At 60.7% G+C, this 12,732-nt stretch carries 12 protein-coding genes; all 12 read left to right on the top strand.

The genetic code is table 11. The features are described 5' to 3' along the window. The first annotated feature begins 559 nt into the window (after nucleotides 1-559). The 12 genes from ACO6VD_RS13840 to astE all read left to right on the top strand — a co-directional run bounded on the left by ACO6VD_RS13840 (nucleotide 560) and on the right by astE (nucleotide 12,644). Nucleotides 560-1,345, top strand: coding sequence for an ABC transporter substrate-binding protein (locus ACO6VD_RS13840; RefSeq protein WP_422419804.1), 786 nt, complete (start codon nucleotides 560-562; stop codon nucleotides 1,343-1,345). A 90-nt stretch (nucleotides 1,346-1,435) separates the two neighbouring features. After that, nucleotides 1,436-2,125 carry an ABC transporter permease gene (locus ACO6VD_RS13835; protein WP_038613481.1) on the top strand — a complete coding sequence of 230 codons (690 nt, stop codon included), beginning with the start codon at nucleotides 1,436-1,438 and terminating at the stop codon, nucleotides 2,123-2,125. Then, on the top strand, nucleotides 2,122-2,820 hold the full coding sequence (locus tag ACO6VD_RS13830) for an ABC transporter permease (protein ID WP_038613479.1): 699 nt from the start codon (nucleotides 2,122-2,124) through the stop codon (nucleotides 2,818-2,820). Before ACO6VD_RS13835 ends, ACO6VD_RS13830 begins: the two co-directional genes overlap by 4 nt. Nucleotides 2,821-2,886: 66 nt before the next feature. After that, on the top strand, nucleotides 2,887-3,651 hold the full coding sequence (locus tag ACO6VD_RS13825) for an ABC transporter ATP-binding protein (protein WP_045189755.1): 765 nt from the start codon (nucleotides 2,887-2,889) through the stop codon (nucleotides 3,649-3,651). A 98-nt stretch (nucleotides 3,652-3,749) separates the two neighbouring features. Further along, entirely contained in the window at nucleotides 3,750-4,730 is a 981-nt protein-coding gene (gene argR / locus ACO6VD_RS13820; protein ID WP_400172096.1) for a transcriptional regulator ArgR, read from the top strand. 282 nt (nucleotides 4,731-5,012) lie between these two features. Continuing rightward, entirely contained in the window at nucleotides 5,013-6,233 is a 1,221-nt protein-coding gene (locus ACO6VD_RS13815) for an aspartate aminotransferase family protein (RefSeq protein ID WP_422419800.1), read from the top strand. A 132-nt stretch (nucleotides 6,234-6,365) separates the two neighbouring features. Beyond that, nucleotides 6,366-7,385: an arginine/ornithine succinyltransferase subunit alpha gene (gene aruF, locus ACO6VD_RS13810; protein WP_422419799.1), complete on the top strand. Its 1,020-nt coding sequence runs from the start codon at nucleotides 6,366-6,368 to the stop codon at nucleotides 7,383-7,385. A gap of 73 nt (nucleotides 7,386-7,458) precedes the next feature. Further along, on the top strand, nucleotides 7,459-8,484 hold the full coding sequence (gene astA / locus ACO6VD_RS13805) for an arginine N-succinyltransferase (RefSeq protein WP_422419798.1): 1,026 nt from the start codon (nucleotides 7,459-7,461) through the stop codon (nucleotides 8,482-8,484). Then, nucleotides 8,481-9,947, top strand: a complete 1,467-nt coding sequence (gene astD, locus ACO6VD_RS13800) for a succinylglutamate-semialdehyde dehydrogenase (protein ID WP_422419833.1) — start codon at nucleotides 8,481-8,483, stop codon at nucleotides 9,945-9,947. Before astA ends, astD begins: the two co-directional genes overlap by 4 nt. A 24-nt stretch (nucleotides 9,948-9,971) precedes the next feature. Then, nucleotides 9,972-11,321 carry an N-succinylarginine dihydrolase gene (gene astB, locus ACO6VD_RS13795; protein WP_422419797.1) on the top strand — a complete coding sequence of 450 codons (1,350 nt, stop codon included), beginning with the start codon at nucleotides 9,972-9,974 and terminating at the stop codon, nucleotides 11,319-11,321. A 14-nt stretch (nucleotides 11,322-11,335) separates the two neighbouring features. Further along, nucleotides 11,336-11,626, top strand: a complete 291-nt coding sequence (locus ACO6VD_RS13790; protein ID WP_028944689.1) for a topoisomerase II — start codon at nucleotides 11,336-11,338, stop codon at nucleotides 11,624-11,626. A 10-nt stretch (nucleotides 11,627-11,636) separates the two neighbouring features. Then, nucleotides 11,637-12,644, top strand: a complete 1,008-nt coding sequence (gene astE / locus ACO6VD_RS13785) for a succinylglutamate desuccinylase (protein ID WP_422419795.1) — start codon at nucleotides 11,637-11,639, stop codon at nucleotides 12,642-12,644. Nucleotides 12,645-12,732 lie beyond the last annotated feature (88 nt).

The following is a 12,732-nucleotide window of genomic DNA, read 5'->3' as shown; positions in this document are numbered from 1 at the left end:
CAGGGTGTCAGCCGAAAACCATTGTGGGGCAAGCCCGCTCCCACCGAGTGCTGTGGGAGCGGGCTTGCCCCGCGATTAGGTCTCGCAACAACAAGCCCCGCCTGGCTCTGTCAGAGGGGCTTTGTGTTTTCTGTTACTTCGATAATCTTCGGTAACCAATCTGTCACCACAAATGCTCAGTAACGGGGCGTAGGGAAACGCTTGCGCGCGGTTTTCGGGCGTTTTCGCCATCGATTGCAGCTTGCTGAAACGCTGCGCTTGCCGGATTAGAAGGCTTTGCCAATAATAGGCCCGCTTATTGCTTCATTGATTGGTTATTTGTCTTTTGCTTTTGCATATTCTGCGAAAGCTGTCAATATCTCCGCCCCCGCGTTTCTGCGCTTCTATAACTAGTTGTCGCATTGAGGAAATATCGGCTTCGGAGCTGTCGTTAAAATGCCGATCACTCGCTCGTGGCGTTCGACCTTCGTCGACCCCGCGCAGCTCGCGTTGTACCCATTCGCATATCAGGCATTCACTACGTGCTGCCTTGTATTGCCCTTTACCGATGGAGTTCCAGATGAAGAAACTCGCACTGCTTGGCGCACTGGCGCTGTCCGTGTTTTCCCTGGCATCGCTGGCTGATGAGAAACCGCTGAAAATCGGTATCGAGGCCGCTTACCCACCGTTCGCCTCGAAAGCGCCAGACGGCAGCATCGTTGGCTTCGACTACGACATCGGCAACGCCCTGTGCGAAGAGATGAAGGTCAAGTGTACCTGGGTCGAGCAAGAGTTCGACGGCCTGATCCCGGCACTGAAAGTGCGCAAGATCGACGCCATTCTCTCGTCCATGTCGATCACTGAAGATCGCAAGAAGTCCGTGGACTTCACCGGCAAGTACTACCTGACCCCGGCACGTCTGGTGATGAAGGAAGGCACTACCGTCAGCGACAGCCTGACCGAGCTCAAGGGCAAGAAAATCGGTGTGCAGCGTGGTTCGATCCATGACCGCTTCGCCAAGGAAGTCCTGGCTCCACAAGGCGCCACCATCGTTCCTTACGGCACCCAGAACGAAATCTACCTGGACGTCGCAGCCGGTCGCCTGGATGGCACCGTGGCCGATGCTACGCTGCTTGAAGACGGCTTCCTCAAGACTGACGCTGGCAAGGGCTACGCCTTCGTCGGTCCATCCTTCACTGACGTGAAGTACTTCGGTGATGGCGTCGGCATTGCCGTGCGCAAGGGCGACAAAGCCAACCTGGATCGCATCAATGCTGCCATCGCGGCCATCCGCGCCAACGGCAAGTACAAGCAGATTCAGGACAAGTACTTCAACTTCGACATTTACGGCCCTGAAGCCAAGTAAATCGTCGACGTTTCACCTGTTCAATGGTGCAAGCAGCAGAGACTCTGAGGTTTGCACCATTTTTTCATCCCTAAGGTCGAGGACCTCATCATGTTGAAAGGCTACGGGGCAGTTATCCTCGACGGCGTGTGGCTTACGCTGCAGCTTGCCTTGTCGTCCATGGCCCTGGCCATTGTACTCGGCCTTATCGGTGTGGCCCTGCGCCTGTCGCCAGTGCGCTGGCTGGCCTGGCTGGGTGACCTGTATTCCACGGTGATCCGCGGGATCCCCGATCTGGTACTGATCCTGCTGATTTTCTACGGTGGTCAGGACCTGCTCAATCGCGTAGCGCCGCTGCTCGGTTATGACGATTACATCGACCTCAATCCGCTGATGGCGGGTATCGGTACCCTGGGCTTCATTTTTGGCGCCTATCTTTCGGAAACCTTCCGCGGTGCCTTCATGGCGATTCCCAAGGGTCAGGCCGAGGCCGGCATGGCCTATGGCATGAGCAGCCTGCAGGTGTTCTTCCGGGTCATGGTACCGCAGATGATTCGCCTGGCGATTCCAGGCTTTACCAACAACTGGCTGGTTCTGACCAAGGCCACGGCACTGATTTCGGTGGTCGGCCTGCAGGACATGATGTTCAAGGCCAAGCAGGCGGCGGATGCCACCCGCGAACCTTTCACCTTCTTCCTGGCGGTCGCGGCCCTGTACCTGGTGATCACCAGTGTCTCGCTGCTGGCCCTGCGTTATCTCGAGAAGCGCTACTCGGTTGGCGTAAAGGCGGCTGAACTATGATTTTCGACTACAACGTCATCTGGGAAGCGCTGCCGCTGTACCTGGGCGGTTTGCTGACCACCCTCAAGCTGTTGGCGCTGTCGCTGCTGTTCGGTTTGCTCGCCGCAATCCCGCTGGGGTTGATGCGGGTGTCCAAGCAGCCACTGGTGAACATGACCGCCTGGCTCTACACCTACGTGATCCGCGGCACGCCGATGCTGGTGCAGCTGTTCCTGATCTACTACGGTCTGGCTCAGTTCGAAGCCGTACGCGAAAGTTTCCTCTGGCCGTGGCTGTCGAGTGCGACCTTCTGCGCCTGCCTGGCCTTCGCCATCAACACCAGCGCCTACACTGCAGAAATCATTGCCGGTAGCCTCAAGGCCACGCCACACGGCGAGATCGAAGCCGCCAAGGCCATGGGCATGTCGCGGGTCAAGATGTACCGCCGCATCCTGTTGCCTTCGGCCCTGCGCCGGGCGCTGCCGCAGTACAGCAACGAAGTGATCATGATGCTGCAGACCACCAGTCTGGCGTCGATCGTGACCCTGATCGACATCACTGGCGCGGCGCGCACGGTCAACGCCCAGTACTACCTGCCGTTCGAGGCTTACATCACCGCCGGCGTGTTCTACCTGTGCCTGACCTTCATTCTGGTGCGCTTGTTCAAGCTGGCTGAGCGCCGCTGGCTCGGCTACCTGGCGCCGCGCAAGCACTGAGACCTGCGCCAACTTTTTCGCCCTGAGCGTTAGCTCAAGACTGACTGCTTTGTGAGAATCGACAGCATGTACAAACTCGAAATCCAAGATCTGCATAAACGCTACGGCAGTCACGAAGTGCTCAAGGGTGTGTCCCTGGCGGCCAAGGCAGGCGACGTGATCAGCATCATCGGTTCCAGCGGCTCGGGGAAAAGTACTTTCCTGCGCTGTATCAACCTGCTTGAGCAGCCGCATGCGGGCAAGATCCTGCTCAATAACGAAGAGCTCAAGCTGGTGGCGAACAAGGACGGCGCGCTCAAGGCTGCCGATCCCAAGCAGCTGCAGCGCATGCGCTCGCGTCTGTCGATGGTGTTCCAGCACTTCAACCTGTGGTCGCACATGACGGCGCTGGAAAACATCATCGAAGCGCCAGTTCACGTGCTGGGTATGTCGAAGAAAGACGCGCTGGAAAAAGCCGAGCATTACCTGGCCAAGGTGGGTGTTGCGCATCGCAAGGATGCCTACCCTGGGCATATGTCCGGCGGTGAGCAGCAGCGTGTGGCGATTGCCCGTGCGCTGGCTATGGAGCCGGAAGTCATGCTGTTCGACGAACCGACCTCGGCACTTGACCCCGAGTTGGTCGGCGATGTGCTCAAGGTCATGCAGGCACTGGCCCAGGAAGGCCGGACCATGGTTGTGGTGACCCACGAAATGGGCTTTGCCCGTGAGGTGTCGAACCAGTTGGTATTCCTGCACAAGGGTCTGGTGGAGGAGAGCGGCAACCCGCGCGAGGTGCTGGTCAATCCGCAATCCGAGCGTCTTCAGCAGTTCCTGTCGGGCAGCTTGAAGTAAGATTGCCGTTGCGCACCAAAATGGGTCATGCTGCGAATTCATCGCAGCCTGGCCGGGCTCTATCTTCTTGACCTCTCTCAGGTTTCGGACCGCACTCAATGACCACCCAGCGAATCGGTTTTCTCATCTGGCCCAGCACCAAGGCCCTGACCCTGGCGCTGGCCGAAGAGGTGTTGCGGGTTGCCCAGCGGGTGCATCCAGAGGTGGTCTACGAATTGTCGTTCCTGCAGGCCGAACCTGCCGCTGAAGGTGCCTGGCGCTTGCCGGGCGAGCCCTGGGCCGGGCGCCTGGAAGGTTGCCAGAAGCTGTTTTTGCTGGCTGACGAGCCGCCTCAGGCGGTGGCCTCGGGGCTGGCCAGTACACTCAAGCAGTTGGCTCGCGCCGGTTGTGTTGTCGGTGGGTTGTCAGCAGGTGTTTATCCGTTGGCGCAACTGGGCTTGCTCGACGGCTATCGTGCGGCGGTGCACTGGCGTTGGCAGGATGATTTTGCCGAGCGCTTCCCCAAGGTCATTGCCACCAGTCACCTGTTCGACTGGGACCGTGATCGCCTGACTGCCTGTGGCGGGATGTCGGTGATTGATTTGTTGCTGGCGGTGTTGGCCCGCGATCATGGCGCCGAGCTTGCCGGAGCGGTCTCCGAAGAGTTGGTGGTCGAGCGGATTCGCGAGGGCGGTGAGCGTCAGCGTATTCCGCTGCAGAATCGCTTGGGGTCGAGTCATCCGAAACTGACCCAGGCGGTGCTGCTGATGGAAGCCAATATCGAAGAGCCGCTGACCACCGACGAGATTGCCCAGCATGTGTGCGTTTCACGGCGTCAGCTGGAGCGGATCTTCAAGCAGTACCTGAACCGGGTGCCGAGTCAGTATTACCTGGAGCTGCGCCTGAACAAGGCACGGCAGATGTTGATGCAGACCAGCAAGTCGATCATCCAGATCGGTTTGTCCTGTGGCTTCTCTTCGGGGCCGCATTTCTCCAGCGCTTACCGTAATTTCTTCGGCGCAACGCCGCGGGAAGACCGTAATCAGCGACGAAGCAGCAGCCCGTTCGAATTGTCTTCGGCACCCGCCGAGCGCGGTTGAACTTTAATCGCGGGGCAAGCCCGCTCCCACAGTAATTGATGCCTGTGGGAGCGGGCTTGCCCCGCGATCTATCCGCTCATACAGAATCTCCCACCCATCCCCGCACACCGTTTAAACTGCGCCTTTGCGACCCTATTTGTCGCATTGCCGTAAGCCTTGGTAAAACAGGGTTTGGCGCTATAAGAAGTTGTCGCTTGGCGGCAAGGTCGGGCGCCAATCTGTCCTTACAATCCCCCCATCGCTCGCCAGTTCCAGGCAGGCGTTCCTCTTCAGGAGACTCCGATGTCCGTTGAGCAAGCTCCGGTGCAACGCGCCGATTTCGACCAGGTAATGGTCCCCAATTACGCACCGGCGGCCTTTATCCCCGTTCGTGGTGCGGGCTCCCGAGTCTGGGATCAGTCGGGCCGCGAGCTGATCGACTTCGCGGGCGGGATTGCCGTAAACGTTCTGGGTCATGCTCACCCGGCATTGGTGGGTGCGCTGACCGAGCAGGCCAACAAGCTGTGGCACGTGTCCAACGTGTTCACCAACGAACCGGCCCTACGTCTGGCGCACAAGCTGGTCGACGCGACCTTCGCCGAGCGCGCGTTCTTCTGCAACTCCGGCGCTGAGGCCAACGAAGCCGCCTTCAAGCTGGCCCGTCGTGTCGCCCATGACCGTTTCGGCCCGGAAAAGCATGAAATCATTGCCACCGTTAACAGCTTCCACGGTCGTACCCTGTTCACCGTGAGCGTTGGTGGTCAGCCGAAGTACTCCGATGGCTTCGGTCCGAAGATCACCGGCATCAGCCATGTGCCGTACAACGATCTGGAAGCGCTTAAAGCTCAGATCTCCGACAAGACCTGCGCCGTGGTCATTGAGCCGATCCAGGGCGAGAGCGGTGTGGTTCCGGCAGACGTCGCTTACCTGCAAGGCGCCCGCGAGCTGTGCGACAAGCACAATGCGCTGCTGATCTTCGACGAAGTGCAGACCGGCGTTGGCCGTACCGGCGAGCTGTTCGCCTACATGCATTACGGCGTGACTCCAGACATCCTCTCCAGCGCCAAAAGCCTGGGTGGCGGCTTCCCGATCGGCGCCATGCTGACTACCGAAGCCCTGGCCAAGCACCTGACGGTCGGCACCCACGGCACTACTTACGGCGGCAACCCGCTGGCCTGTGCCGTGGCCAACGCAGTGCTCGACGTGGTCAACACCCCTGAGGTACTGGCGGGCGTCAAGGCCAAGCACCAGAAGTTCAAGGCCCGCCTGGAGCAGATCGGTGAGAAGTACGGCTTGTTCAGCCAGGTGCGTGGCGTTGGCCTGCTGATCGGTTGCGTACTTACCGATGCCTGGAAGGGCAAGGCCAAGGACGTGTTCAACGCTGCCGAAAAAGAAGGCCTGATGGTGCTTCAAGCCGGTCCTGATGTTGTGCGTTTCGCCCCGAGCCTGGTGGTCGAAGATGCCGATATCGACGAAGGTCTCGACCGTTTCGAGCGCGCTGCGGCAACCCTGACCCAGGCCTGATTGACGCCTGAGGTCCTTTCGCCGGCCCTTCGGGGCCGGTGAATCCGAATTCCAGAGCATGTGCCTCGGGGCGCCTGCTGTTTTTTTCTGTGCCGGCAAAGGCCGGCCTGTTTTCCCGAAAGGAGTGACACCATGCTGGTGATGCGCCCCGCGCAAGTGGCTGATCTAGGCGAAGTACAGCGTCTGGCAGCGGACAGCCCCATTGGTGTCACGTCCTTGCCGGATGATGCCGAGCGCCTGAGCGACAAGATTGCCGCCTCAGAGACGTCGTTTGCCGCCGAAGTCAGCTTCAACGGTGAAGAGAGCTATTTCTTCGTGCTCGAAGACAGCAGCACCGGCAAGCTGGTCGGCTGTTCGGCCATCGTGGCCTCGGCGGGTTATTCCGAGCCGTTCTACAGCTTCCGTAACGAGACCTTTGTGCATGCGTCCCGCGAGCTGAAGATCCACAACAAGATCCACGTGCTTTCGCAGTGCCATGACCTGACCGGTAATAGCCTGCTGACCAGTTTCTACGTTCTGCCAGAGCTGGTTGGCACCGGCTGGTCGGAGCTCAACTCCCGTGGTCGTCTGTTGTTCATGGCTGCTCACCCGGAGCGTTTCGCCGATTCAGTGGTGACCGAAATTGTCGGTTACAGCGACGAGAACGGTGATTCGCCGTTCTGGGATGCCATCGGGCGCAACTTCTTCGACCTCAATTACGCCGAGGCCGAGCGCCTGTGTGGTCTCAAGAGCCGGACCTTCCTGGCCGAGCTGATGCCGCATTACCCGATCTACGTGCCGTTGCTGCCGGATGCCGCGCAAGAAGCCATGGGCCAGGTGCATCCGCGTGCGCAGATCACCTTCGACATCCTCATGCGCGAAGGTTTCGAGACCGATCACTACATCGATATTTTTGACGGTGGTCCGACCTTGCATGCGCGGGTGTCGAGCATCCGTTCGATTGCCCAGAGCCGTGTAGTACCGGTCAAGCTCGATAGCACCGTGGTCAAGGGTGGGCGTCCGTACCTGGTCTGCAACGGCCAGCTGCAGGATTACCGCGCGGTGTTGCTGGAGCTGGATTGGGTGCCTGGCAAGCCGGTCACCCTGAGTCTTGAAGCCGCCGAAGCCCTGGGCGTCGGTGAAGGCGCCAGCGTGCGCCTGGTTGCGGTTTGATCCCTGCGGTTTGATAACCGAGCACCCCCAGGAGTTTCGCGGCAGGCCAAAGGCCGCCGCCCGAGGAGATAGCATGATCGTTCGTCCCGTACGCAGCAGCGATTTACCTGCGCTGATCGAGCTGGCGCGCAGCACCGGCACCGGCCTGACCACCTTGCCGGCCAACGAGGAGCGCCTGGCGCACCGGGTCAGCTGGGCCGAAAAGACCTTCCGTGGCGAAGCTGAGCGTGGCGACGCAGACTACTTGTTCGTGCTGGAAAACGACGACGGCGTGGTGGTCGGTATTTCCGCCATTGCCGGTGCCGTCGGCTTGCGTGAGCCCTGGTATAACTACCGGGTCGGGCTGACCGTCAGCGCCTCGCAGGAGCTGAACATCTACCGCGAAATCCCCACGCTGTTCCTCGCCAACGACCTGACCGGCAATTCCGAGCTGTGCTCGTTGTTCTTGCGCAGCGACCATCGCAGTGGCCTCAACGGCCGCCTGCTGGCCAAGGCGCGGTTGCTGTTCATCGCCGAGTTTGCCGAGCTGTTCGGCAACAAGATCATCGCCGAGATGCGCGGTATGTCCGATGAGCAGGGGCGTTCACCGTTCTGGGAAAGCCTGGGCCGACACTTCTTCAAGATGGAGTTCAGCCAGGCCGATTACCTGACCGGTGTCGGCAACAAGGCGTTCATCGCCGAGCTGATGCCCAAGTTTCCGCTGTACACCTGTTTCCTCTCCGAGGATGCGCGCAACGTGATCGGTCGCGTTCATACCGACACCGAGCCTGCCCTGGCGATGCTCAAGAGTGAAGGTTTCAGCTACCAGGGTTACGTCGATATTTTCGACGCCGGTCCGGCAGTGGAATGCGAAACCAGCAAGATCCGCGCGGTGCACGACAGTCAGGCACTGGTGCTGGCCGTCGGTACCCCTGGCGACGACGCCACGCCATTCATCATTCACAACCGTAAGCGCGAAGAGTGCCGCATCACTGCAGCACCGGCGCGCCTGGCGGCCGGTACCCTGGTGGTCGATCCGTTGACCGCAAAACGCCTGCGCCTGAGCGCCGGTGACCAGGTGCGTGCCGTGCCGCTGTCTGCTGCCCGGGAGGCCAAATAATGACGACTCACTTTATTGCCGGCAGCTGGCAGGCAGGGCAGGGCGAAGCACTGCAATCGCTGGATCCGGTCAGCCAGAAGGTAGTCTGGCAAGGCCAGGGTGCTAGCGCTGAACAAGTCGACGGCGCGGTCAAGGCTGCGCGCCAGGCCTTTGCCGGCTGGGCACTGCAGTCGCTGGAAGCGCGGATCAGTGTGCTTGAAGCCTTTGCTGCAGCACTCAAGGCTAACGCTGACGAGTTGGCGCACTGCATCGGCGAAGAGACGGGCAAGCCGCTGTGGGAAGCCGCTACCGAAGTGACCAGCATGGTCAACAAGGTCGCCATCTCGGTGCAGAGCTATCGCGAGCGCACCGGTGAGAAAAGCGGTCCGCTGGCTGATGCCACCGCTGTGCTGCGCCACAAGCCTCACGGTGTGGTAGCGGTGTTCGGTCCCTACAACTTCCCTGGTCATCTGCCTAACGGTCACATCGTTCCGGCGCTGCTGGCGGGTAATACCGTGGTGTTCAAACCTAGCGAGCTGACCCCCAAGGTTGCCGAGCTGACGGTCAAGTGCTGGATCGAAGCGGGCCTGCCAGCGGGCGTATTGAACCTGGTGCAAGGCGCCCGTGAAACCGGTGTGGCCCTGGCGGCCAATCCGGGCATCGACGGCTTGTTCTTCACCGGCTCCAGCCGCACCGGCAACCTGCTGCACCAGCAATTCGCCGGACGCCCGGACAAGATCCTGGCCCTGGAAATGGGCGGCAACAACCCGCTGGTGGTTGACCAGGTCAAGGACCTCGACGCTGCGGTCTACACCATCATTCAGTCGGCGTTCATCTCTGCCGGCCAGCGCTGCACCTGCGCGCGCCGCCTATTGGTTCCGCAGGGCGCGTGGGGCGATTCGCTGCTCAAGCGCCTGGCTGAAGTGTGCAAGAACATTTCTGTCGGTGCTTTCGATCAACAGCCTGCACCGTTCATGGGCTCGGTCATCTCCCTGGCTGCGGCCAAGGCGCTGCTCGATGCTCAGGCTCATTTGCTGAGCAATGGCGGTGTTTCGCTGCTGGAAATGACCCAGCCGCAGGCTTCGGCAGCCTTGCTGACCCCGGGTATTGTCGATGTTACGGCGGTGAGTGAGCGCCCTGACGAAGAGTTCTTCGGTCCGCTGCTGCAGGTCATTCGCTACAGCGATTTCGACGCGGCCATCGCCGAAGCCAACAACACCCAGTACGGTCTTGCCGCCGGCTTGCTGTCCGACTCCCATGCGCGCTACCAGTACTTCTGGCTGCAAAGCCGTGCGGGCATCGTCAACTGGAACAAGCAACTGACTGGCGCTGCCAGCAGCGCGCCATTTGGTGGCGTGGGTGCCAGCGGCAACCACCGTGCCAGTGCCTATTACGCGGCCGACTATTGCGCTTACCCGGTAGCCTCGCTGGAGACCGCCAGCCTGACCCTGCCTGCCACGCTGACGCCAGGCGTCTCCCTATAACAAAAGGTCCACGGAGCCTTGCCGATGAAATCGTTTGAAGTGAACTTTGATGGTCTGGTAGGACCGACGCATAACTACGGCGGGCTGTCCTACGGTAACGTTGCCTCGCAGAGCAACAGCCAGCAGGGCTCCAACCCGCGCGAAGCCGCGCGTCAGGGCCTGGCGAAGATGAAAGCGCTGATGGAGATGGGTTTCCAGCAGGGCGTACTGGCGCCGCAGGAGCGTCCGGATGTCGGCGCGCTGCGCCGTCTGGGCTTTTCCGGCACTGATGCCGAGGTGATCCAGCGCGCCGCCAAAGAAGCGATGCCATTGCTGGTCGCCAGTTGCTCGGCGTCGAGCATGTGGGTGGCCAACGCCGCTACGGTCAGCCCGAGTGCCGACACTGCCGACGGGCGCGTGCATTTCACCGCCGCCAACCTCAACTGCAAATATCACCGCAGCATCGAGCACCCGACTACCAGTCGCGTGCTCGGCGCTATGTTCGCCAACCAGCAGCACTTCGCCCACCACGCCGCGTTGCCGGCGGTGGCGCAGTTCGGTGATGAAGGTGCGGCCAACCACACACGCTTCTGCCGCAGCTACGGCGAGGCGGGCGTGGAGTTCTTCGTCTATGGCCGCAGCGCCTTCGACAACCGCTACCCTGCACCGCAGAAGTACCCGGCCCGCCAGACCCTCGAGGCTTCCCAGGCGGTCGCCCGTCTGCATGGCCTGAGCGAGGAGGGCGTGGTTTTTGCCCAGCAGAACCCAGCGGTAATCGACCAGGGCGTGTTCCACAATGATGTGATTGCAGTCGGCAACGGCGAGGTGCTGTTCTACCACGAAGACGCCTTCCTCGAGACCGAGGCGATGCTTGGCCAACTGCAGGCTAAACTGGCTAAACGGGGTGGCAATTTCAAGGCGATCTGTGTGCCACGCTCGGCTGTTACGGTAGAGGATGCGGTGCGTTCGTACCTGTTCAACAGCCAGCTGCTGTCCCGTGCCGACGGCTCGATGCTGCTGATCGTCCCGGAAGAGTGCCGCAACAACGAGCGGGTCTGGGCCTATCTGACGGCGTTGACCGGCCAGGGCGGACCGGTTGCCGAGGTCAAGGTCTTCGACCTCAAGCAAAGCATGCAGAACGGCGGTGGCCCGGCGTGCCTGCGTTTGCGCGTGGCACTCAATGAAACTGAACTGGCAGCGGTCAATCCAGGGGTTATCATGACGGCGTCGCTGTACGACACCCTGACCCAATGGGTCGACAAGCACTACCGCGACCGCCTGAGTGAATCCGACCTGGCGGACCCGCAGTTGTTGCTGGAATGTCGTACGGCACTGGATGAACTGACCCAGATACTAAAACTGGGTTCGGTCTATCCGTTCCAACTCCAACCTTGAAAGAGAATTCGACTATGTCCGACGCCCTGCAGCTGATCCTTGAAGATGACGATGGTACCCAGCTGGAAACTTCCTGCACCCGCTTCGCAGTGGTCTGGCAAGGCAAGGAGGTGTGGATTCAGCAGGATGGCCGTGGTCAGCTGCTGATCGGTGTCGACGTCGAAGAAGACGACGCTGAATACGCCAACCTGCTGCTGCGTCCGCTGGCCACCAACCTGGTCAGCCTGCAGCTGGAAATGGAACCGGCTGATGCTGGCGACGATGATGATCACGTTCATGGTCCCGACTGCGGCCACCATCACTAAGGAATAGCCCATGCTCGCCCTCGGCAAACTGCTCGAACTGACCCTTGCCGGTCGTGAACCGGCAGAGAAGACCCAGCTGACTGTCGACGGCGTGCGCATGCGCTGGCTTGGCGAAGGCGCACTTGAAGTGCGCCCTCCCGAGGCCCGTGACAACGGCATGGACCTGCTGCTGTCAGCGGGTATTCATGGCAACGAAACTGCGCCGATCGAGTTGCTCGACGAGCTGTTGCACGGCATCGCCAGCGGTGAGATCAAGCCGCGGGCGCGGATTCTGTTCCTGTTTGGCAATCCCGATGCAATCCGCAAGGGAGAGCGTTACATCGAGCAGGACGTCAATCGCCTGTTCAACGGACGGCATGAGCTTTCCAGTGGTTCCGAGGCGCTACGTGCCTGCGAGCTGGAACGTTTGGCCGCCACCTTTTTCAGTGTCCCCGGACGTACCCGGTTGCACTACGATCTGCACACTGCCATTCGTGGCTCGAAGATCGAGCAGTTCGCCCTGTATCCGTTCAAGGAAGGTCGTCAGCATTCGCGTAAAGAGCTGGCGCGCTTGCGTGCGGCAGGAATGGAAGCGGTGCTGCTGCAAAGCAAGGCATCGGTCACCTTTACCGCCTACACCTATGAAACCCTCGAGGCCGAAGCGTTTACCCTGGAACTGGGCAAGGCACGTCCTTTCGGGCAGAACGCGCAAGTTAACCTGGAGCGGCTGGAGACCCGTCTGAAGCAGATCATCGAAGGCAATGAGCCTGAGGAGCCGGAAGCGCTGGACGGCTTGCAGCTGTTTAGCGTGGCTCGTGAGATCATCAAGCACAGTGACAGTTTCCACCTGCATCTGCCGGCGGATATCGAGAACTTCTCGGAGTTGTCCAAGGGCTATCTGCTGGCTGAAGACCTGAGCAGTACGCGCTGGATCGTCGAGGAGGAGGGGGCTCGGATCATTTTCCCCAACCCGAAGGTCAAGAACGGTTTGCGTGCGGGGATTCTGGTGGTGCCGACCACGCCCGACCAGTTGGCTTGATTGTGGGAGCGGGGGGGGGGGGGGGGGGGGGGGGGGGGAGGGGTGGGGGGGGGGGGGGGGGAAAAAAACAAACACACACCCCTACGCC

Source organism: Pseudomonas sp. GZD-222, assembly GCF_049310525.1.
Classification (GTDB): Bacteria; Pseudomonadota; Gammaproteobacteria; order Pseudomonadales; family Pseudomonadaceae; genus Aquipseudomonas.
This window is presented reverse-complemented; position numbering and strand designations above follow the sequence as displayed.

Bases quoted from the DNA above. Each gene is read 5' to 3' on its own strand.
- ACO6VD_RS13825 (WP_045189755.1), top strand. From the start codon at position 2,887: ATGTACAAACTCGAAATCCAAGATCTGCATAAACGCTACGGCAGTCAC.
- ACO6VD_RS13840 (WP_422419804.1), top strand. From the start codon at position 560: ATGAAGAAACTCGCACTGCTTGGCGCACTGGCGCTGTCCGTGTTTTCC.
- ACO6VD_RS13830 (WP_038613479.1), top strand. From the start codon at position 2,122: ATGATTTTCGACTACAACGTCATCTGGGAAGCGCTGCCGCTGTACCTG.
- aruF (WP_422419799.1), top strand. From the start codon at position 6,366: ATGCTGGTGATGCGCCCCGCGCAAGTGGCTGATCTAGGCGAAGTACAG.
- ACO6VD_RS13815 (WP_422419800.1), top strand. From the start codon at position 5,013: ATGTCCGTTGAGCAAGCTCCGGTGCAACGCGCCGATTTCGACCAGGTA.
- argR (WP_400172096.1), top strand. From the start codon at position 3,750: ATGACCACCCAGCGAATCGGTTTTCTCATCTGGCCCAGCACCAAGGCC.
- astA (WP_422419798.1), top strand. From the start codon at position 7,459: ATGATCGTTCGTCCCGTACGCAGCAGCGATTTACCTGCGCTGATCGAG.
- ACO6VD_RS13835 (WP_038613481.1), top strand. From the start codon at position 1,436: ATGTTGAAAGGCTACGGGGCAGTTATCCTCGACGGCGTGTGGCTTACG.
- ACO6VD_RS13790 (WP_028944689.1), top strand. From the start codon at position 11,336: ATGTCCGACGCCCTGCAGCTGATCCTTGAAGATGACGATGGTACCCAG.
- astB (WP_422419797.1), top strand. From the start codon at position 9,972: ATGAAATCGTTTGAAGTGAACTTTGATGGTCTGGTAGGACCGACGCAT.
- astE (WP_422419795.1), top strand. From the start codon at position 11,637: ATGCTCGCCCTCGGCAAACTGCTCGAACTGACCCTTGCCGGTCGTGAA.